This is a genomic window from Rathayibacter sp. VKM Ac-2857 (assembly GCF_013205025.1).
Classification (GTDB): Bacteria; Actinomycetota; Actinomycetes; order Actinomycetales; family Microbacteriaceae; genus Rathayibacter.
Genome location: NZ_JABMLE010000001.1, coordinates 942,030 through 961,645, shown reverse-complemented (window position 1 = coordinate 961,645; position 19,616 = coordinate 942,030). Strand labels below are relative to the sequence as shown.

Sequence of the window (19,616 nt, the reverse complement as noted above, 5' to 3'; positions counted from 1 at the left end):
CTCTTTGACAAGTCCCTGGCGCGCGAGACACGATGGGGCGATGAGAGCGGACGGGGAGCAGGAGAGCCGCTCGGCGCTCGAGCGCCGCCTCGAGATGCGGCTGCTCGCCGACCGGCTCGGCTTCGTCTCGGTCGCCGACCTCTCAGGCCGCCTCGGCGTCTCCGTCGTCACCGTCCGCTCGGACCTCGACCGTCTCGCCGGCGAGGGCGCCGTGCAGCGCGTCAGAGGGGGAGCCGTGCCGACCGGCGAGCGCTCGGGGGAGCGCTCCTTCGAGGAGGGCCTGGCGTCCGCCTCCGACGAGAAGGCCGCGATCGGCCGCGAGGCCGCCGCCTCCGTCGCCTCGGGGGAGAGCGTGATCCTCGACGTCGGCACCACGACGCTCGCGATCGCCCACGCGCTCGTCGCGCGGGACGACCTCCGCGACGTCACCGTCATCACCAACGGCCTCACCCTCGCCCTCGCGCTCGAGCCCGCCATCCCGCGCTTCACCGTCGTCGTCACCGGCGGCACCCTGCGCCCGCTGCAGCACTCGCTCGTCGAGCCGCTGGCCTCCGAGGTGCTCGAGCGGCTCCGCGCCGACGTCGTCTTCATCGGCTGCACCGGAGTGCATCCCGAGGCGGGCGTGACCAACGTCAACCTCCCCGAGGCGACGCTCAAGCGACGGATGCTGCACGCCGCCGCCCGCCGCGTGGTGGTCGCCGACTCGAGCAAGCTCGGCGTCGTCGATCTGGGCCGGGTCGCCGGCACCGAGGAGTTCGATCGCCTGCTCACGGGCGCCGCCGCGGGCGGCGCCGCCGTCGAGCGGTTGGAGACGGCCGGCCTCGCCGTGACCCGCTGCGGCCCGGCGCAGCCCGGTCCGCGCGCCGGCGACGGTGCCGGTCCGTAGGATTCAGGAATGGCCGACTTCACTCCCGCCCCCGCAACCGGGCGCCAGTTCGCCCTCGACCTCACCGCCGAGGGACGCACCCTGCACGCCGTCGTCACGGAGGTGGCCGCAGGGCTGCGACACCTCTCCGTCGACGGCGTCGAGATCACCGCCGGATACCCCGAGACCGTCGTCCCGCCGTTCGGCTCGGGCATCGTCCTGATGCCCTGGCCCAACCGGGTCAAGGACGGCCGCTGGCACCACGCCGGCCGGACCCAGCAGCTCGACATCACCGAGCCCAAGTACCACAACGCGATCCACGGCCTGCTGCGCAGCGCCTCCTACCGCGTCGTCGAGCAGGGCCCGTCCTTCGTGGAGCTCGCCGCCCCCGTCGTCCCGCAGAGCGGCTGGCCGTTCCACCTCGAGACCACGGTCCGCTACGAGCTGCAGGCCGACGGCCTGAAGGTCGTGCACCGCGTCGTCAACGTCGGCGCCGACGAGGCGCCGGTCGCGATCGGCACGCACCCCTTCCTCGCCATCGGCGACGTCCCGACCGACGAGCTCGAGATCACGGTCGACGCGGCCGTGCACATCGAGGTCGACGAGCGGCTGAACCCCACCGGTCAGAGCCCGGTCGACGGCACCGACTGGGACCTCCGCCGCGGCCGCCGGATCGGCGAGCTCGAGCTCGACGACGCCTGGGCCGACGTCACGATCGTCGACGGCGAGAGCGTCCACGGCCTCCGCGCCGCCGACGGCCGCCGTGTGCTCCTCTGGGCCGACGCCTCGCACAACTTCATCCAGGTCTTCATCACGCGGATCTTCCCGGACGGCGACGACGTCAAGACCGCCATCGCGGTCGAGCCGATGACCGCGCCCGCCGAGGCGCTCAACTCCGGTCAGGGCCTGCGCTGGCTCGAGCCGGGCGAGGAGTGGAGCGTCGCCTGGGGCATCCGCCACGAGGGATTCCCCGCCTCGTCATGACGACGAGCAGCACGAGCGCCGTCAGCGCCGCCATGGCCGGAACCTCCGCGGGCCGCGACGACGAGGCGAAGCGCGCGGCACTCGTCGCGATGAAGCGGCTCGCCACCGGTCTGCTGGTGCTGATGGCGATCGTGTTCGCCGTCTCGTTCGCGCTCCAGGACCGCTACCCGTGGCTGCAGTGGGTGCGCGCCGCGAGCGAGGGCGGCATGGTCGGCGCCCTCGCCGACTGGTTCGCGGTGACGGCGCTGTTCCGGCGACCGCTGGGGCTGCCGATCCCGCACACGGCGATCATCCCGACCAAGAAGGACGAGATCGGCGCGAGCCTCGCCCAGTTCGTCGAGGAGAACTTCCTCCGGGGCGCGATCGTCCGCGAGAAGCTCGACTCCTTCGGCATCGCCCGCCGCGCCGGGCTCTGGCTCGCCGAGCCCGAGAACGCGCACCGGGTCGGCGGCGAGAGCGCCGCGGCGGTCCGCTCCGCGATCGCACTGCTCGACGACTCCGACGTGCAGCGCGTGATCGAGGCGCTCGCCCGGCGCCACCTGCTCGACCCGCAGTGGGGCCCGCCGCTCGGCTCGCTCGTCGGCAGCGTCGTCGAGGCGGGGCACCACCGCCGGCTCGTCGACACGCTGGTCGAGCAGGCCGAGGCCTGGCTGATCGCGAACCCCGAGAGCTTCACCCGGATGGTCAGCGGCCGGCTCCCCAGCTGGCTGCCCTCAGCGGTCAGCCGTGCGGTCGACGAGCGGCTCTACCGCGAGGCGCTCGTCCTCGTGCAGACCGTCCGCGACGACCAGGGCCACCCGTTCCGGATCGCGGTGGACGGCTACCTGGCCACGCTCGCGAAGGACCTCGGCAGCGACCCGGACCTCATCGCGCGGGTCGAGGAGATCAAGAACCGCGCCTTCGACAGCCCGCGGGTGCGCGAGCTGGCCGGCGACGCCTGGGAGACCACGAAGGCCTCCCTGCTCGGCGCGATGGACGACCCGGCGAGCCCGCTCCGCGCGAGCATCGAGTCGATCGTCGTCGACCTCGGCCGCCGGCTCTCGACCGATCAGGCGCTCGCCTCGACCGTCGACACCTGGATCGGCACCGTCGCGGCGAACCTCGTCGACCGCTACCGGGGCGACATCGCCAGCATCATCGGCGAGACGATCGGCCGCTGGGACCCGCAGGAGACCTCCGAGAAGCTCGAGCTGCAGGTCGGCAAGGACCTGCAGTTCATCCGGATCAACGGCACCGTCGTCGGCTCGCTCGCCGGACTCGTCATCTTCACGGTCGCGCACGCGCTCCTCGGCTCCTGACGCCCGGGCCCGGCCGGCGCGGCGCGGACGGAACGGGTCGCTCCGGCCCGCTCCGCAAGCCCTCGCCGGTGTCGGTGGTCGGGCGTACGGTCGCAGCATGAGCGACGACATCCCCAACACCACCGATCCCGACGTCAAGACCGAGGGCGACGTCCTCGGCGCCCGTGCCGATGACGGCAGCGACACCAGCGCCAGCAAGGACCCGTCCGACTGGGTCACCGGCGACGAGCCGATGACCGGCCCGCAGCGCAGCTACCTCGACACCCTCGCCCGCGAGGCGGGCGAGACCCTCCCGGCCGACATCACGAAGGCGGAGGCGTCCGAGCACATCGACCGCCTGCAGTCCGCGACCGGCCGCGGCGACGGCAGCAAGTAGCCTCCCGCACCACCGGCACCCGGGCGCACGACGGCTGAGCAACTCTTTCGTCGGGCGCCCCCGTGTCGGGGCCGTGCCGCACCGGGCACTGTCTCTAGGGTCGCGGGCATGGCGATCTCCCGGACCACGCAGACGGCTCTCGATCTCATCGACGCGGTGCGCATCCCCGAGGGGATCGACCCGCGTCTCGCCCGCCAGGTCTCGCTCTCGCTGAGGCTCCTGCTCGAATCCGACAGCTTCGGGCCGAGTGATCGCACGCTGCGCCGCCGGTCCCGCAGGCTCCGCGCCGGGCGTCTCTGCTGACGGAGTCGGCTCCGCGCTCTGCGTGACCTCGCAGGGGGCAGACAGCGCGCTCGCAGCGGTCTAGAGTTCGGGTCATCCGGTCCGCCGGACGCCCGCGGAGCCGCGCGCGCGACAGCATCGTCGCCCCGCCGACCAGGCCCCGCCGTCCGCTCGCACGACGAGCGACCGTTCCCTGCCGACGCTCAGCGCCGACGCCGTCTCGATGAGGAGACCGTCATGCCGTCCTTCCGCTCCACTCTGCTCGCGCTCGCCGCCTCCGTCGCCCTCGTGGGCGCCGCCGCCACCCCCGCCCTCGCCGACCACAACGCCGGGGCCAACCTCGACGGCTACGCCTCGACCGACGTCTCGTCGAACGGCTCCTGCTACTACGGCGCCCTCCTCGCGGGCTCGCCCGACATCAGCCTCTCGACGACCAGCTACCGCTTCGTCCGCACCGGCGCCTCGCTGACGCTGGTCTGCTCCTACACGAGGATCCCGTCGTTCATCCCCGGCACCGAGCAGGGCGACGGCGGGGACTGGTACGCCCCGAAGAAGCCGACCCGCTATGTGGCCCAGGACGCCTGTCTGCCGCCGGGCGTCGATTCGGCCGGAGAGGAGTACCTCGACGATCCCGGTCGCGCGGTCGACAAGGTCGACGCGAAGACGCTGTTCTACCGTTCGACCATGACGATGGTCTGCTTCTGGGCCGACGACCCGACCCGCTGACCCGCAGGGGCGGCCGGCGGTGTCCCCTTCCGCCGGTCGCCCCGCCCCTGCGGCCTGAGCACTCGGCGCCGGCTCCCTCTCCATGCTGGTCGAGTAGCCGCCTCCGGCGGCGTATCGAGACCCACCGCCCGCCGAGCAGCTGCATCCACCGCCCTCTGCATGCTGGTCGAGTAGCCGCCCGCGGCGGCGTATCGAGACCCCCACCGCCCGAGCAGCGCCACCCGACGCATCCCACCACCCCGCCCCGACAGGACACACCCGATGACCCACCGCCTCCAGCCCCACCAGAGCACCACCGTCCGCCTGGTCCGCTGGTTCCGCACCGTGGACGGCTGGCAGTCCGAGATCGTCCGCGGCCGCCTCCTCGAGCACCACGACGGCGTCTGGCGCCTGGTCTCCTTCGAGGACGGCGAGGAGCGCGAGTACCCCGATTCCGCCTGGTCCCTCTGCCACGAGTGAGCGATGGACGAGCCGAGGTGGACGCAGGCTCCGCGCACCACCACGCCGCCTTCATCGCGCAGCTCGAGTCGGCATGAGTGACGCCCCGGGACCGTCCCGGTCGGAGGGGACGCGCAGACCTCTCTTCCTGCACCTCGGTGTACGAGGCATCACGCTGTCGAACGCGCCGACGGTGGATAACCGACGGGCCGATCCGCCGGCGACGCGCCGAGTCGAGGCTGCCGCGTCCCCCGCCAACGACAGCCCCGCGATTGCACTCCGAACGGGGCCTGGGGATAATCGATCCTCACCACCCCGGCACCGCCTCGGAGGCCACCGGCCCCAGGGTCCTGCCGTATCCGAAAGGTGATCGTGGCGAGCATCGACGATCTGGAGACTCTCACCGAGTCGATCGGCCAGTTCACGCTCAGTTCTCTGGGCAAGGAGAACCTCCGTCGTCTCAGTGTCGTCGTCAATCCGGTCGACCAGACCTGTGAAGTGAGCATCACGCTGGTCGACGACTCCGGCGAGTCCCAGCTCGAGATCATCCGCTCGATGCTGGAGGTCGAGCAGGTGTTCCTGGACGACGTGGTCATGTCCTTCTCGTTCGTCGACATCGACGATGCGAGCGTTGCGCACGGTCTTCAACGACAGTTCAGCTACGCGTGAGTGGAACTCCGGCGCTGAAGGACGTCAGTGCGTGCGCCGCCCGGGCTGCCGACTTCAAGAATTCGGCCGAGACTTTCGACGCACTGCACGATGAGTGATTCGCGGTCGCTTACTTCTACTCCGCTTACCACCTCGTGAAGGGGGCGCTGATCGCCGATCCGGTCTTCGACTCCGCTTCGAAGGTGGCGGCGGTGAGCCCTCGCCTCGTCATGGAGGACCGCTTCGCGATCCGGCACAAGGGCTACATCGGCGGCGGTGATCGCGCGTTGGGCGTGAACGACATCGTCGCCCTGCTGTACCCCGGCGTCGCGGCTCAGTATCGCCGCCTGCACATGGCGAGTGTCCATGTCCGCTACCTGACGGGCCTCGGCGCTGTCACCGCCGCTTCAGTGCGAAGCGACTACAAGGTCGTCGCCGCGGCATATCGCGGTGGCGCGCTCGTTCACGGCTGATCGGATCGGCACTTCTGTCGGTTCTCATGACGAAGCTCTGACGCAGGACGACGGGAACTCGGCCGGCCGTCGTGACCGCCACGCGGATCCCCACCGCGGATCCGACCCCGACCATCGCCACCGAGTGCTGTCCGGCGAACGGCTGCGCGGCGTGGACGACGTAGGGAGGAAGCGGAGAAGTGGGCCCCGTCGGGCTCGAACCGACGACCCGCGGATTAAAAGTCCGCTGCTCTGCCAACTGAGCTAGAGGCCCGCGGCATCCAGGGTAGCGCTCCCGCGCGCCCGGACCGGCGTCGGGCATACCCGCACAGGCGCAGGCGTTACCCTCCTCGAACCCCCACGAAGCAGGACGCGTCCGCGCGCCCCGCCCGACCGCGGAAGGCGGCCCCATGACAGACGGCTTCCACAAGCCGACCAAGTTCCCCTCCCGCGTCTTCGAGGCGTTCCAGGGCGGGGAGGACCCGGCGCAGATCAGCCGGGTCGCGCACGAGACGGCGATCGCGCTGCTCAGCCGCGTGCGCGAGGACCCGGACCCGGTGGTCATCGACCGGCTGGTCGAGTACACCGACCACAACGGCATCGACGCGCTCGCCGAGCTCTGGGCCCGATCGAGCCCGTCCAGCCTGCCCGGCGCCCTCTGGCGCATCTACCTGCTGCGGCTCGTGATCCGGCAGGACCCGGAGAGCACGAGCTACCTCTACCAGCGCGGCGTCGAGCTCTCGGCGACCATCGACCCGGTCGTCGCCGGCGCGGTCACGCCGACCGGACCGGCCGAGATCACCGAGCTGGCCGACCGCATCCTCCGCGGCGTGTTCGACGGCGACTTCGCCGTCGCCCTCGACCGGGCCGCCGCCTTCTGCCGCGTGAGCGCCTCCGGTGCCGCCTCGGTGGCCGACGACGTCGAGCTCATCGACGGACCGCGCGCGAGCCAGCTGACCACCCGCGCCCTGCGGCTCTCGACCACCGCGGCCGAACTGGTGAGCTGCGCGCGCCTCTGGCGGAGCGACTCGCTGGAGTAGGACCGGGACCGCTACCCGATCCCTCCGCGCAGCGGCACCCCGCGTTCTCGCTCCGCGAACGGCCCTCGCGGGCCCCCGGGGGACAGCCGGTACACTGGTCGTGGCCGGATCGCAGTAACCCCGGGCTCCACTTATAGCCGCTTCGAGCGGCCTCGCGCCGAGAGGCGTTTCTGCGGTCCGGCCCCTTCTCCACTCGACAGCATCCGGCAGCGGATCCCGAAGGGTCGGGCGAGGGCCCAGTGGCGGGCGGTCGGAGGCTCCAGTCCTCCCCTCCCGGCAGAGTCCCCGACAGACAGGCGACATCCGGAATGAAGAACCGCAGGGCGCTCCGGATCGGCGCGCGGTGGTGGGCCGGTCTCGCCCTCCTCGTCATCGCCGCTCTCCTCCTCCTCTCCGCCGCGAGCGTCGACGACGAGGTCGGGGCCCTCCTCGGCAACGGCGTCGTCTTCTCGCAGGGGGCGCTGATGCGCACGCTCGCCGTCCTCGACATCGCCGCCGGCCTCTGGGTCCTGATCCGCCCGCGCAGCTATGCCGGCCTGACCGCCGCGCTGATGGCGGTCATCGCCCTCTGGCTGGCCCCGCGGATGGCCGCGCCGGCGCTGATCGAGGTCGGCGGACTCGCGATCGACGTCCGATTCCTCACGCTTCCGCTCGAAGTGTCGGTCCTGATCGCGGGACTCGCCGTGACAGCCTTCTGGATGACCCGGAATCTGAAGTCCCGGGCGCGAGCAGGGCAGGGCGCATGAGCGACGACACCACCGCCGAGGGCACCGCACCCGACCTCGGCGCACTCCTCGAGCGCATCGCCGCGGGTGAGCAGGCCGCGTTCTCGCAGCTCTACGACCTCGTCGCCTCGCGCGTCCTCGGCCTGATCACGCGGGTGCTCGTCGACCGGGCGCAGTCCGAGGAGGTGGCCCAGGAGGTCTTCCTCGAGATCTGGCAAACCGCTGGACGGTTCGCTCCGAATAAGGGAAGTGCGACGACCTGGATCCTCACGATGGCACACCGCAGGGCCATCGATCGGGTTCGCGCGGCCCAAGCGGGCCGTGATCGGGACGTCCGCATAGGAATCCGCGACCTCGGTCGCGACTACGACCAGGTCGCCGAGCAGGCGGAGGTGTCCCTCGAGCACGAGAAGGTCACCGCCGCACTGGGGCGCCTGACCGAGCTCCAGCGGCAAGCGCTGCAGCTCGCGTACTACGGCGGCTACTCGCACAGCGAGATCGCCGGGATCCTGAACTGCCCCGTCGGTACCATAAAAACGCGCCTGCGCGACGGGATGATACGACTGAGAGAAGAGATGGGGGTGGCCCTGTGAACGACGTGCAACTCCCCGAAGACCCGCGCGAACTCGCAGCAGGACACGCACTCGGCATCCTCACCCCGGACGAGAGCGCCCGGTACGAGAGATTCCTGGACGAGAATCCGGAGGCACGCGGCGAGGCCGACGCCTTCTCCGCCGTGGCCGAGGCGCTCGCCGCCGAGGCGCCGCAGGTCGCGCCCTCGCCGGCCCTGAAGGCCGACCTGATGGCGCTGATCGCCAGCACCCCTCAGCTCCCGCGGGATGACGCCGCCGATGCTCCGGCCGAGGAGGCCGCCGACGACCGTGCGGCCGCGCCGACCCTGCACGCCGTCGAGCCATCGCCGACCGCCGCCGGACCGTCCGCCGCCACGACGTCCTCCGGCCGCCACGGCGCCGAGGCCCGGGCCCGCGGCCGCTGGTTCACCCGCCCCGCCGTGTATCTCTCCGCGGCCGCCGCTGCGGCCGTCATCGTCGTCGGGGGAGTGGCCCTCCCGCCCCTGCTCACCCCCGACACGAGCCAGAGCCAGCAGCTGACCGCCCTCGAGCAGATCCGCAGCGCTCCCGACGTGCAGGAGACGGCCGGCGCCGTCGCCACCGGCGAGACCGCGACGCTCGTCTGGTCGGCCTCGCTCGGCCGCTCGGCGCTCGTCGTCGACGACCTCGCCCCCCTGCCCGACGACAAGACCTACGAGCTCTGGTACATCGGCTCGTCCGGACCGGTCTCGGCCGGCACCTTCGACGGCGGTGACGGCCGCACGGTCGCTCCGCTCGAGGGGACGCTCGCCGAGGGCGCCGTCGTCGCCGTGACCGTCGAGGACGCGGGCGGCTCCGAGGCGCCGACCACGGACCCGATCCTCGCCATCGCGACCGCCTGACGCCGCGACAGCACCGAGCGCACGAGAGCCGCACCCCGCGAAGGGGTGCGGCTCTTCTGCATTCCCGGCACGGAGTCGGCCGCTGCCGGCGGACCGCACTGGCCCCGGACAGCGGAAGAGCCGCACCCCCGAGGGAGTGCGGCTCTTCCGTGTGCGGCCGGCGGCTCAACCGAAGCGGCCCGAGACGTAGTCCTCGGTCGCCTGGACGGACGGCCGCGAGAAGATCGTGGCGGTGTCGTCGTACTCGATGAGCTTGCCGGGCTTGCCGGTGCCCGCGATGTTGAAGAACGCGGTGCGGTCCGACACGCGCGAGGCCTGCTGCATGTTGTGGGTCACGATCACGATCGTGTACTCGTTCTTGAGCTCCTCGATCAGGTCCTCGATCGCGAGGGTCGAGATCGGGTCGAGGGCCGAGCAGGGCTCGTCCATCAGCAGCACGTCGGGGGAGACGGCGATGGCGCGGGCGATGCACAGGCGCTGCTGCTGGCCGCCGGAGAGGCCGGAGCCGGGCTTCTCGAGCCGGTCCTTGACCTCGTTCCAGAGGTTCGCGCCCTGGAGCGACTTCTCGACGAGGTCGTCCGCGTCGGACTTCGAGATGCGGCGGTTGTTGAGCTTCACCCCGGCCAGGACGTTGTCGCGGATGGACATCGTCGGGAACGGGTTGGGGCGCTGGAAGACCATGCCCACCTGGCGGCGGACGAGCACCGGGTCGACACCCGGGCCGTAGAGGTTGTTGCCGTCGATCAGCACCTCGCCGTCCACGTACGCGCCGGGGATGACCTCGTGCATGCGGTTGAGCGTGCGGAGGAAGGTCGACTTGCCGCAGCCGGAGGGCCCGATGAACGCCGTGACCGTGCGGGGCTCGATGGTGAGACCGACTCCCTCGACCGCGAGGAACTTGCTGTAGTAGACGTTGAGGTCGTTGACTTCGATGCGCTTGGACAACGGAGATCCTTAGGGTTAGCGGCCGAGCTTGGGGGCGAAGATGCGCGCGACCAGGCGAGCGAGCAGATTGAGGAGCATGACGATCAGGATGAGGACCAGCGCGCCGGTCCAGGCCCGATCGATGTAGGCGGCGGCGTCCGCACCCTGGTCGGCGTACTGGCGGAACACGTAGACCGGGAGGGTCATCATCCGGTCGTCGAAGGGGTTGTAGTTCATCGACTGGGTGAACCCGGCGACGATGAGCAGCGGAGCGGTCTCGCCGATGACGCGGGCGATCGAGAGCATGACGCCCGTGACGATGCCGGCGATCGAGGTCGGCAGGACGATCTTCACGACGGTGAGCCACTTGGGCACGCCGAGGGCGAAGGACGCCTCGCGCAGCTCGTTCGGGACCAGGCGCAGCATCTCCTCGGTGGAGCGCACGACGACCGGGATCATCAGCACCGACAGCGCGATCGCGCCGCCGAAGCCCATCCGGATGCCGTCGCCGAAGAGCAGCACCAGCAGGGCGTAGGCGAAGAGGCCGGCGACGATCGAGGGGATGCCGGTCATCACGTCGACGAAGAAGGTGATGCCGCGGGCGAGAGCGCCCCGGCCGTACTCGACCAGGTAGATCGCCGTCATCAGACCGATCGGGATCGAGATGACCGCGGCCAGTGCCGTGATGATCAGCGTGCCCATGATGGCGTGCAGGGCGCCGCCGCCCTCGCCGACGACGTTGCGCATCGACGAGGTGAAGAAGGTGAGATCGAAGCGTGCGGCGCCGGCGGTGACCGCCGTGTACATCAGCGAGATCAGCGGGATCAGCGCCACGACGAACGCGGCGGTGACCAGGGTGGTGACGACCCGGTCCGTGGCACGGCGGGGGCCCTCGACGAGGCGGGCGAGGACGAAGACGGCGACCGTGTAGAGCACGGCGCCGAAGAAGACGGTGCCGACGACGTCGAAGCCCTGGGTGGTGCCGGTGACGGCGAGGAGGGCGTAGACGAGCGCCATCACGGCGAGGCTGCCGACCAGGAGGGCGACGGGCGCCCACTTGGGCAGCTGGCCGCTGGTGAGCGTGTTGACCGGCGCAGGGACCGCGTCCTCGACGCGGCGCTGGCGGGGCGGAGTCATCGTGACCATCAGTTCGCTCCCGAGAAGGCCTTGCGGCGGTTGATGATGTAGCGGGCGAGCATGTTGACCAGCAGCGTGATGACGAAGAGCATCAGGCCGGAGGCGACGAGCTCGTTGATCTTGAGGCCGTAGGCCTCGGGGAAGCTCAGCGCGATGTTCGCGGCGACGGTGTTCGAGTTCGTCGACTGCAGCAGCGCGAAGTTCACGACGAACGAGGGCGAGAGCACGATGGCGACCGCCATCGTCTCGCCGAGCGCGCGGCCGAGGCCGAGCATCGACGCGGAGATGATGCCGGGGCGGCCGAAGGGCAGGACCGCGACGCGGACCATCTCCCAGCGGGTCGCACCCAGGGCGAGCGCCGCCTCCTCGTGCAGCGTCGGCGTCTGCAGGAAGACCTCGCGCGAGATGGCGGTGACGATCGGCAGGATCATGACCGCGAGCACGAGGGCGACGGTGAGGATCGTGCGGCCGGTGCCGGAGACGGGGCCGTTGAAGAGCGGGAACCAGCCGAAGGCGTCCGTGAGGAACGCGTAGAACGGCTGGACGAAGGGGGCCAGGACGGTGATGCCCCAGAGGCCGAAGACGACCGACGGCACGGCGGCCAGCAGGTCGATCACGTAGCCGAGGCCCTGCGCGAGCTTGCGCGGGGCGTAGTGCGAGATGAAGAGGGCGATCCCGATCGCGATGGGGACGGCGATCACCATCGCGAGTCCGGCGGCGTAGACGGTGCCGAACACCAGCGGGCCGACGTAGGACCAGAAGCCCGCGCCGCCGGAGATCGTGTCCGGGGAGGCCGTGAGGGCCGGGATCGACTGGACGACCAGGAAGAGGGCGACGGCGGCGAGGATGACGAGGATCAGCGCGCCGGAGGCGACTGCCGTTCCGGAGAAGATCCGGTCTGCGGGCCGCTGCTTCGCCTTGATGGCGCCGACGGGCCGCTCTGCGGTGGTCATGTGGGTGTCCCTGCGTTCGGTGTGGGGGAGGAGGCCGAGCCGTGACGCGGCCCCGGACCGGTGGAGGTCCGGGGCCGCGTCACGAGGGGGAGATTACTTGATCGACTCGATCGCGGTGGCGACCTGGGCCGACAGCTCGGACGAGAGCGGTGCGGCGCCGGCGGAGGTGGCGGCCTCCTCCTGTCCGGCCTCGCTGGTCACGTAGCCGAGGTACGCCTTGACGAGCTCGCCCGTCGCCGCGTCCTGGTACTCCTGGCAGGCGATGAGGTAGCTCACCAGGACGACCGGGTAGACGCCGGCCTCCTCGGAGGCGTAGTCGATCTCGTAGACGATGTCGTTCTCGGGACGGTCGGTCGCCTCGGGCGACGCGTCGACGATCGCGGCAGCGGCCTCGGGCGAGTACTCGACGAAGTCGTCGCCGACCTTGACCTTGGCGGTGCCGAGGTCACCGGCGCGCGAGGCGTCGGCGTAGCCGATGGTGTTCTGGCCGTTGGTGACGGTGTCGATGACGCCCGAGGTGCCCTGGGCCGCCTCGCCGCCCTGGTAGGGCCAGACTCCGTCGGGCTCGGCGTCCCACACGGTGGGCGCGGTCGCGTTGAGGTACGCGGCGAAGTTCTCGGTGGTGCCCGAGTCGTCCGAGCGGTGCACGGCGGTGATGTTCGAGGACGGGAGCGTCGCGTCGGGGTTCAGCGCGGCGATCTCGGGGGCGTTCCAGGTGGTGATGGTGCCCTTGAAGATGCCCGCGATGGTGGCGGCGTCGAGGTTGAGCTCGTCGACACCCTCCACGTTGAAGACGATCGCGATCGGCGAGATGTAGGCCGGCACGTCGATGGCGGAGGTGCCCTCGACGCACTTGCCGAAGGAGCCGTCGAGCTCCTCGAGCTTGAGCGCGCGGTCGGAGCCGGCGAAGTCGGCGCCGCCGGCGATGAAGGCCTCACGGCCCGCGCCGGAGCCGTCGGGGGAGTAGTTCACGGTGACGCCGGTGTTCGCCTGCTGGAAGGCGGAGACCCAGGCCTCCTGGGCGGAGCCCTGCGAGGAGGCGCCGATGCCGTTGAGGGTGCCCTCGAGGGTGCTGGCCGAGCCGGAGGACTCGCCCGCGGCGGCGCCTCCTTCGTTGGCAGCACAGGAGGTCAGCGTGATGGCTGCGACGGCGGCGATGACGGCCGCCTGGCCGAGACGCGAGAAACGCACAAGTATCCCTTTCGGGTAGGAAAGCAGGGGGGATGGACGGGCTTGGTGCGGCCCGCCAGCGAGAGTACGGAGGGGTCGTGTCCTGGCCCCGTCCGCTCGGTGAACGCGCGGTGAACGACGGGCCGGCCCCGGGCGCCGCGGAGCGCGGAGGAGCAGTATTCGCGCGGCAGGTCCGCGTCCCGCGCGCGGGGTCAGTCGAGTCTCGCGCGAGGTCTCACTCGAGCGGTGCGTGCGTCTCGATGGCGACGATCCCGGAGCCCGGGTGCTCGACCGAGAGGTGCACCACGGCGAAGCCGCCCGTCGGAAGGTCCGAGGCCTCGTCGAGGTACGGGCCGATCGGGGTCGCGGTGGCCAGAGCCAGCTCGCGCAGGATCTCGGGGATCACCGGACCGTGGCTGCAGAGCACCGCGCTCTTGCGCGCGCGGACCCGCTTGCCGACGACGGCGCGGACATCGGCGCTGCCGTGCTCGTGCGCGTCCTGGCTGAGGTCCTCCGAAAGGCGGACGGGCCGCTTCAGCAGCGTGGAGAGCGGAGCGATCGTGGCACGGCAGCGCTTCGCCGTGCTCGTCACGAGCCGACGGGGCCGCCAGGCGGCGACGGCGCGGCTCGCGGCGGCCGCCTCCTCGTCGCCGCGGCGGTTGAGACGCCGGGTGGAGTCGCGCCCGTCCCAGGAGGACGCGGGCACCGCCTTGGCGTGCCGCAGCACCACGACGGCGAAGGTGTCGTGGGTGCCGCGCGCGACGATCCGGGCGAACTCGTCGACGATCTCGATGTCGTGCGGGTAGGTCAGGTAGCTGCGGGCGCGCTTGATCGTGACCCACTCGAGCGCCTCGACCTCGCGGTTCGGCACGAAGTCGGAGGCGAGCACCGCCTTCTCGGTCACCCGGGCCGCCCAGTAGTGCACGGTCTTCGGGCGGCCGTTCGGGAGCGCGTACTGCACCGTGCCGAGCGGCACCCCGAGGGCGACCGCGAAGCCGGTCTCCTCTCGGATCTCGCGCACCGCGGTCTCGGGCAGCGACTCGCCGGGATCGACCTTGCCCTTGGGCAGGCTGACGTCCTTGCGGTGCGGCCGGTGGATCACCAGGACGTGCAGTCGCCCCTCGATGATCCGCCAGCAGACGGCGCCGGCGGCGTAGACGGTCCCCGTCACGGCGTCAGCGGGTGGAGGCTCGGGAGCCGGTCCGCGTCGCCGTGCGCTTGCGATGCGTGATGTGCGCCATCAGCCGGTTCTGCAGATCGGAGAGGGGAGCGCCGTCCTCGTCGATGTGGTGCCGCGTCCAGATCCCGTCCGGGCCGAGCCACCAGGACGCGGTCTTCTCGTCCATCGCGCGGTCGAACATGTCGGCGATCTCGCTGAGGTGCGCCGGCTCGACGATGCGCACGAGGGCCTCGACGCGGCGGTCGAGGTTGCGGTGCATCATGTCCGCGCTGCCGATGAAGACCTCGGGCTCGCCGCCGTTGACGAAGCTGAAGATGCGCGAGTGCTCGAGGTAGCGGCCGAGGACGGAGCGGACGCGGATGTTCTCCGAGAGTCCCTCCTGCCCGGGCTTCAGCCCGCAGATGCCGCGGACCCAGACGTCGACGGGCACGCCGGCCTGGCTCGCGCGGTAGAGCGCGTCGATCACGGACTCGTCCACGATCGAGTTCATCTTGATGCGGATGCCCGAGGGGCGGCCGGCGCGGGCGTTCTCGGTCTCGGCGGCGATGCGCTTGAGCAGGCCCTTGCGGAGGTGGCGCGGCGCGACCAGCAGGCGCTTGAACTTCTTCTCGATCGCGTAGCCCGAGAGCTCGTTGAAGAGGCGGGTCAGGTCCTTGCCGACCTCGGGGTCGGCGGTCAGCAGGCCGAGGTCCTCGTAGATGCGCGAGGTCTTCGGGTTGTAGTTGCCGGTGCCGATGTGGGAGTAGTGCCGCAGCACCCCGCCCTTCTCCTGGCGGATGACCAGCGCGAGCTTGCAGTGGGTCTTCAGCCCGACCAGGCCGTAGACCACGTGCACGCCGGCCTTCTCGAGCTTGCGGGCCCAGGAGATGTTGGCCTTCTCGTCGAAGCGCGCCTTGATCTCGACGAGCGCGAGGACCTGCTTGCCGGACTCCGCCGCGTCGATGAGGGCCTCGACGATGGGGGAGTCGCCCGAGGTGCGGTACAGCGTCTGCTTGATCGCCAGCACGTCCGGGTCGGCCGCCGCCTGCTCGAGGAACGCCTGGACGCTCGTCGCGAAGGACTCGTAGGGGTGGTGCAGCAGCACGTCGCCGCGGGAGACCGCCTTGAAGATGTCCTGGCGCTGGTTCGGCTCGCTCGGCGAGAGCTGCACGGCCGTCGTCGGGACGTGGTTGGGGTACTTGAGGTCCGGCCGGTCGATCTTCTGCAGGCTGAACAGGCCGCCGAGGTCGAGCGGAGCGGGGAGCTTGTAGACCTCCTGCGTGGTGATGTCGAGCTCGCGGACGAGGAGCCCGAGGGTCTCGTCGTCCATGTCGTCGGTCACCTCGAGGCGGATGGGCGGGCCGAACCGACGGCGGAGCAGCTCCTTCTCGAGCGCCTTGATCAGGTTCTCGGTCTCGTCCTCGTCGACCTCGACGTCCTCGTTGCGGGTGACCCGGAAGACGTGGTGGTCGAGGATCTCCATGCCCGGGAAGAGGTCGTCGAGTTGGTTCGCGATCAGGTCCTCGAGCGAGATGAAGCGCATCGGCTCGCCCGGAGCGGCGACACCGGCGATCCGCACGAACCGCGGCAGCATCTGCGGCACCTTGAGTCGGGCGAACTCGGTCTTCTGGGTCTTCGGGTTCCGCACCCGGACGGACAGGTTGAGCGAGAGCCCGGAGATGTAGGGGAAGGGGTGCGCCGGGTCGACGGCGAGCGGCATCAGCACGGGGAAGACCTGCGCCGAGAAGTAGTCGTCGAGCACCTCGCGCTCGGCGTCGCTGAGCTCGCTCCAGCGGACGATGTCGATGCCGGCGTCCCGCAGGGCCGGCTCGACGAGCTCCTTGAAGGCGCGCGAGTGCCGCTGCTGCAGCAGGTGCGCCTTCTCGGAGATGTCGGTCAGCACGTCGACCGGCACGCGGCCGATGTTGGTGGGCAGCGCGAGACCGGTGAGGATGCGGCGCTTCAGCCCGGCGACGCGGACCATGAAGAACTCGTCGAGGTTGGACGAGAAGATCGCGAGGAAGTTGGCCCGCTCGAGGGCGGGCACCAGCGGGTCCTCGGCCAGCTCGAGCACGCGCTGGTTGAACGCCAGCCAGCTCAGCTCGCGGTCGAGATAGCGGTCGTCCGGGAGCAGGGGGTCGGAGTGACCCTCCTCCTCCTCGTCGAAGTCGTCGTCGAGCTCGTCGCTCAGGCCGTCTTCGAGAATCAGGTTGTCGCCGTCCATGCGACCATCCTGGCACCGCGCCGGACGCGCCCGCGCCGCCCGTGGTGAATGCCGGGTGAAGCCGGCCTGGGGAGGAGCCTCGGAGTCGGCGCGCCGCTCAGCGCACCGCGGGGCGGCGGTGCAGGTACTGCACGTCGACGGCGGCGTCGGTGAAACCGAGCGAGCGGTACAGCGCCACGGCGGAGCGGTTCTCGGCCTCGACGTAGAGATCGGCGACGGTGCAGCCGCGCTCGAGCATCCGGGCGAGTCCCGCGCCGAGGAGCGTGCGGCCGAGGCCGTGGCCGGCCGTCTCGGGGGCCACGCCGAGCACGTAGATCTCGCCCGTGGTCGACTCCGGCTCGATCTTCAGCCAGTCGTAGCCGACCAGCGCGCCCTGGGCGTCGCGGAGCAGCAGGAAGTCCTCGTCCTGGTACCAGGGCTCGGCCCGGCGCGCGGCCAGGTCGTCCTCGGTGATCCGCCCCTGCTCGGGATGCGCGGCGAAGACGCGGGCGTTGAGGGCGACCCACTCGGCCGGATCGAGGTCGCGCGCGTCCGACAGCGAGAAGCCGTCGGCGACGCGCACGGGCGGGGCGACGAGCGGATCCAGCGCGAGGTGCAGCAGCGTGCGCACCGGCGCGAAGTCGTGGGACGCGGCGAGGGCCCGGGCCGCCGGGTGGTCGCCGTGCGCCCAGGCGAGCAGTCCGGTGCGCCCGCTGGCGAGCACCTGGTCGAGGACGGCGCGGCCGAAGCCGACGCCGCGCCACTCCGGATCGACGACGAACTCGAGCTCGCCCTGACCGAGCACCGCGGCCGCGACCACGACGTCGGCGCGCAGGCCGACGAGGAGTGTGCGCGAGCCGGCCCGCGCGTCGATCAGGGTCTGATCGCTGAACGGGGGCCGGCCGTCGAACCAGGCGGCCCGGCCGATCAGGTGCTCGAGCCCCGCGGCGACGGCGGGATCGGCCAGGTTCTCAACCGAGAGATTGAGCGACTCGTTCATTGTCCTCTTCGTACACGTTGAAGCGGTAGCCGACGTTGCGCACCGTGCCGATGAGCGATTCGAGATCGCCGAGCTTGGCGCGCAGGCGCCGCACGTGCACGTCGACCGTGCGGGTGCCGCCGAAGTAGTCGTAGCCCCAGACCTCGCTGAGCAGCTGCTCGCGGGTGAAGACGCGCGACGGGTGGGTCGCGAAGAAGCGCAGCAGCTCGAACTCCTTGAAGGTGAGGTCGAGCGGACGCCCGTGCACCTTCGCCGAGTAGCTCGCCTCGTCGATCACGACGCCGGACGCCTGGATCCGCGACGTCGACTGCTCCTGCGCGAGCCGGCCGATCACCAGGCGGATGCGCGCGTCGACCTCGGCGGGGCCGGCGGAGTCGAGGATGACGTCGTTCACGCCCCAGTCGGCCGAGACGGCGGTGAGCCCGCCCTCGGTGAGGATCAGGATCAGCGGGACGTTGATGCCGGTGGTGGTCAGGATCTTGCAGAGCGACTTCGCACTCGCCAGGTCCTGCCGGGCGTCGACGAAGATGAGATCGCAGCTCGGTGCGTTCACGAGGTGCGCCGGCTCCGCAGGGATCTGCCGGGTCTTGTGGCTGAGCAGACCCAGCGCGGGGAGGACCTCGGAGCCACCGGCTGAGGTCAGTATCAACAACTGCGCCACGGATCCTCCAGTAATGGTCTCCGGCAATACTAGCGGCGGGTCGGGAAGCCCGATTCCCTGGGGCACAATTGGGGGATGGGCAGGGATCGCGCGGGAGTGGGAGTGGTCTGGGCGCTCGCGCTGGCCGGCTCCGTCGTCACCCTCGTGCTCGCCCCGTCCGCCTCGCAGCAGCTCTGGCTGGCGCTGACCTTCGGCGGCTGCGTCCTCGCGACCTTCGCCGTGCAGCTCGCCGTCGCGAAGGCGAGCGGCTACCTGGTGCGGACGATGACGAGCGTGGTCGGCGCGATGGTCGTCGTCGCCGTCGCCAGCGGGATCGCCGCCCTCACCTCGCTCTGACAGCCCTCCTCCGCGTCGGTGCCGCCGGATAGGATGGAGCCATGCTTCTCGCCCTCGAACTCTTCTACCTCGGACTGCTCGGGCTCGCCTCCCTCGCGATCGCGTGGGTCTCCGGCGTGGTCGTCTACAAGCTCTACCGCGGCCAGCGCTAGCCGCCGCCGGAGCAGGTTTGATCTCCCTCCCCTCGGGCCTCCCTCCCGAACTCGTCCCGCTCTCCTGGCTGCTCGGCGTCTGGGAGGGATCGGGTGTCATCGACTACGCCGTCGGCGACGACTCCGTGCAGGCCGAGTTCGGCCACCGCGTGAGCTTCAGCTACGACGGCCTGCCCTACCTCAACTACAGCTCGTACACCTGGCTGCTCGAGGACGACAGCGAGGTCGGCCACCGGCCCCTCGTGAGCGAGATGGGCTACTGGCGGCTCAGCCGCCCGCTCACCGACGCCGACGCGGGCCCCGCGATGCTGCCGGGTCGCGGTGCCCCCGCCTTCCCCGACGCCGAGTCGGTCGAGACGCTGCGCAACGGCGCGGGCGGCTTCGACATCGAGGTCGCTCTCGTGCACCCCGACGGCGTCAGCGAGCTCTACCTCGGCCAGGTCAAGGGCCCGCGGATCGACCTCGCGACCGACGCGGTCATGCGCACCGCCGCCGCGAAGGACTACGCGGCCGCCACCCGCCTCTACGGCCTCGTCGACGACCACCTGCTCTGGGCGTGGGACATCGCCGCGCTCGGCCAGGGGCTCCGCACCCACTCCTCCGGAAGGCTCGCCCGTGTCGACTGAGGCCGCGT

The 19,616-nt window shown here is 71.1% G+C and carries 23 protein-coding genes and 1 tRNA gene; 15 read left to right on the top strand and 9 right to left on the bottom strand.

Translation table 11 applies throughout. The annotated features are described in order from the left end of the window. Positions 1-40 precede the first annotated feature (40 nt). The 9 genes from HQQ86_RS04410 (at position 41) to HQQ86_RS04370 (ending at position 6,090) form a co-directional block, all read left to right on the top strand. On the top strand, positions 41-886 hold the full coding sequence (locus HQQ86_RS04410) for a DeoR/GlpR family DNA-binding transcription regulator (RefSeq protein ID WP_173286775.1): 846 nt from the start codon (positions 41-43) through the stop codon (positions 884-886). 9 nt (positions 887-895) lie between these two features. Further along, entirely contained in the window at positions 896-1,849 is a 954-nt protein-coding gene (locus HQQ86_RS04405) for an aldose 1-epimerase family protein (RefSeq protein ID WP_173286773.1), read from the top strand. Then, complete coding sequence (locus HQQ86_RS04400) at positions 1,846-3,147, top strand: DUF445 domain-containing protein (protein ID WP_254071779.1); 1,302 nt, start codon at positions 1,846-1,848, stop codon at positions 3,145-3,147. The genes HQQ86_RS04405 and HQQ86_RS04400 overlap by 4 nt, the downstream gene beginning before the upstream one ends. A 97-nt stretch (positions 3,148-3,244) precedes the next feature. Next, positions 3,245-3,523, top strand: a complete 279-nt coding sequence (locus HQQ86_RS04395; protein ID WP_123445134.1) for a DUF3072 domain-containing protein — start codon at positions 3,245-3,247, stop codon at positions 3,521-3,523. 108 nt (positions 3,524-3,631) lie between these two features. Beyond that, positions 3,632-3,826 carry a hypothetical protein gene (locus HQQ86_RS04390; protein ID WP_173286771.1) on the top strand — a complete coding sequence of 65 codons (195 nt, stop codon included), beginning with the start codon at positions 3,632-3,634 and terminating at the stop codon, positions 3,824-3,826. Between the two features lie 216 nt (positions 3,827-4,042). Next, entirely contained in the window at positions 4,043-4,531 is a 489-nt protein-coding gene (locus HQQ86_RS04385; RefSeq protein WP_173286769.1) for a hypothetical protein, read from the top strand. A 261-nt stretch (positions 4,532-4,792) separates the two neighbouring features. Further along, positions 4,793-4,990: a hypothetical protein gene (locus HQQ86_RS04380; protein ID WP_173286767.1), complete on the top strand. Its 198-nt coding sequence runs from the start codon at positions 4,793-4,795 to the stop codon at positions 4,988-4,990. 351 nt (positions 4,991-5,341) lie between these two features. After that, the gene (locus HQQ86_RS04375) at positions 5,342-5,638 is read left to right on the top strand and encodes a hypothetical protein (protein ID WP_173286765.1); all 297 of its coding nucleotides are present in this window, start codon (positions 5,342-5,344) and stop codon (positions 5,636-5,638) included. Positions 5,639-5,772: 134 nt separating this feature from the next. Then, positions 5,773-6,090 (top strand): hypothetical protein, encoded by a 318-nt coding sequence (locus tag HQQ86_RS04370; RefSeq protein WP_173286763.1) that lies wholly within the window; start codon positions 5,773-5,775, stop codon positions 6,088-6,090. Positions 6,091-6,270: 180 nt separating this feature from the next. On the opposite strand, the gene HQQ86_RS04365 is transcribed toward HQQ86_RS04370, so the two are convergent. Beyond that, positions 6,271-6,343 (bottom strand) — tRNA-Lys (locus HQQ86_RS04365). A gap of 136 nt (positions 6,344-6,479) precedes the next feature. Here HQQ86_RS04365 and HQQ86_RS04360 point away from each other — a divergent pair. The 4 genes from HQQ86_RS04360 to HQQ86_RS04345 all read left to right on the top strand — a co-directional run bounded on the left by HQQ86_RS04360 (position 6,480) and on the right by HQQ86_RS04345 (position 9,287). Further along, the gene (locus HQQ86_RS04360) at positions 6,480-7,109 is read left to right on the top strand and encodes a DNA-directed RNA polymerase subunit beta (protein ID WP_173286761.1); all 630 of its coding nucleotides are present in this window, start codon (positions 6,480-6,482) and stop codon (positions 7,107-7,109) included. Between the two features lie 308 nt (positions 7,110-7,417). Next, positions 7,418-7,855, top strand: a complete 438-nt coding sequence (locus HQQ86_RS04355; protein WP_173286759.1) for a hypothetical protein — start codon at positions 7,418-7,420, stop codon at positions 7,853-7,855. Continuing rightward, positions 7,852-8,427 (top strand): ECF RNA polymerase sigma factor SigK, encoded by a 576-nt coding sequence (sigK, locus tag HQQ86_RS04350; RefSeq protein ID WP_173286757.1) that lies wholly within the window; start codon positions 7,852-7,854, stop codon positions 8,425-8,427. Before HQQ86_RS04355 ends, sigK begins: the two co-directional genes overlap by 4 nt. Positions 8,428-8,432: 5 nt before the next feature. Beyond that, positions 8,433-9,287 carry an anti-sigma factor gene (locus HQQ86_RS04345; protein ID WP_173286755.1) on the top strand — a complete coding sequence of 285 codons (855 nt, stop codon included), beginning with the start codon at positions 8,433-8,435 and terminating at the stop codon, positions 9,285-9,287. A gap of 165 nt (positions 9,288-9,452) precedes the next feature. On the opposite strand, the gene pstB is transcribed toward HQQ86_RS04345, so the two are convergent. The 8 genes from pstB to HQQ86_RS04305 form a co-directional block, all read right to left on the bottom strand. Continuing rightward, positions 9,453-10,232, bottom strand: coding sequence for a phosphate ABC transporter ATP-binding protein PstB (pstB, locus tag HQQ86_RS04340; protein ID WP_132435969.1), 780 nt, complete (start codon positions 10,230-10,232; stop codon positions 9,453-9,455). A 15-nt stretch (positions 10,233-10,247) separates the two neighbouring features. Next, on the bottom strand, positions 10,248-11,348 hold the full coding sequence (gene pstA, locus HQQ86_RS04335; RefSeq protein WP_173286753.1) for a phosphate ABC transporter permease PstA: 1,101 nt from the start codon (positions 11,346-11,348) through the stop codon (positions 10,248-10,250). A gap of 8 nt (positions 11,349-11,356) precedes the next feature. Next, complete coding sequence (gene pstC, locus HQQ86_RS04330; RefSeq protein WP_173286751.1) at positions 11,357-12,301, bottom strand: phosphate ABC transporter permease subunit PstC; 945 nt, start codon at positions 12,299-12,301, stop codon at positions 11,357-11,359. Between the two features lie 93 nt (positions 12,302-12,394). Next, positions 12,395-13,492, bottom strand: coding sequence for a phosphate ABC transporter substrate-binding protein PstS (locus HQQ86_RS04325; protein WP_173286749.1), 1,098 nt, complete (start codon positions 13,490-13,492; stop codon positions 12,395-12,397). A gap of 214 nt (positions 13,493-13,706) precedes the next feature. Further along, a complete protein-coding gene (locus HQQ86_RS04320; RefSeq protein ID WP_173286747.1) occupies positions 13,707-14,642 on the bottom strand; it encodes an NUDIX hydrolase in 936 nt (311 codons plus the stop codon). A 4-nt stretch (positions 14,643-14,646) separates the two neighbouring features. Continuing rightward, positions 14,647-16,854, bottom strand: coding sequence for an RNA degradosome polyphosphate kinase (locus tag HQQ86_RS04315; protein ID WP_173286744.1), 2,208 nt, complete (start codon positions 16,852-16,854; stop codon positions 14,647-14,649). Positions 16,855-16,951: 97 nt separating this feature from the next. After that, positions 16,952-17,833, bottom strand: coding sequence for a mycothiol synthase (mshD, locus tag HQQ86_RS04310; protein ID WP_173286742.1), 882 nt, complete (start codon positions 17,831-17,833; stop codon positions 16,952-16,954). Further along, positions 17,805-18,494 (bottom strand): winged helix-turn-helix domain-containing protein, encoded by a 690-nt coding sequence (locus HQQ86_RS04305; protein WP_123445147.1) that lies wholly within the window; start codon positions 18,492-18,494, stop codon positions 17,805-17,807. The genes mshD and HQQ86_RS04305 overlap by 29 nt, the downstream gene beginning before the upstream one ends. A gap of 75 nt (positions 18,495-18,569) precedes the next feature. Between HQQ86_RS04305 and HQQ86_RS04300 the strand changes: the two genes are divergently transcribed. Together HQQ86_RS04300 and HQQ86_RS04295 are read left to right on the top strand one after the other, a co-directional pair. Continuing rightward, positions 18,570-18,830, top strand: coding sequence for a hypothetical protein (locus tag HQQ86_RS04300; protein ID WP_173286740.1), 261 nt, complete (start codon positions 18,570-18,572; stop codon positions 18,828-18,830). A 169-nt stretch (positions 18,831-18,999) separates the two neighbouring features. Continuing rightward, a complete protein-coding gene (locus HQQ86_RS04295) occupies positions 19,000-19,608 on the top strand; it encodes an FABP family protein (protein ID WP_173286738.1) in 609 nt (202 codons plus the stop codon). Positions 19,609-19,616: the final 8 nt, after the last annotated feature.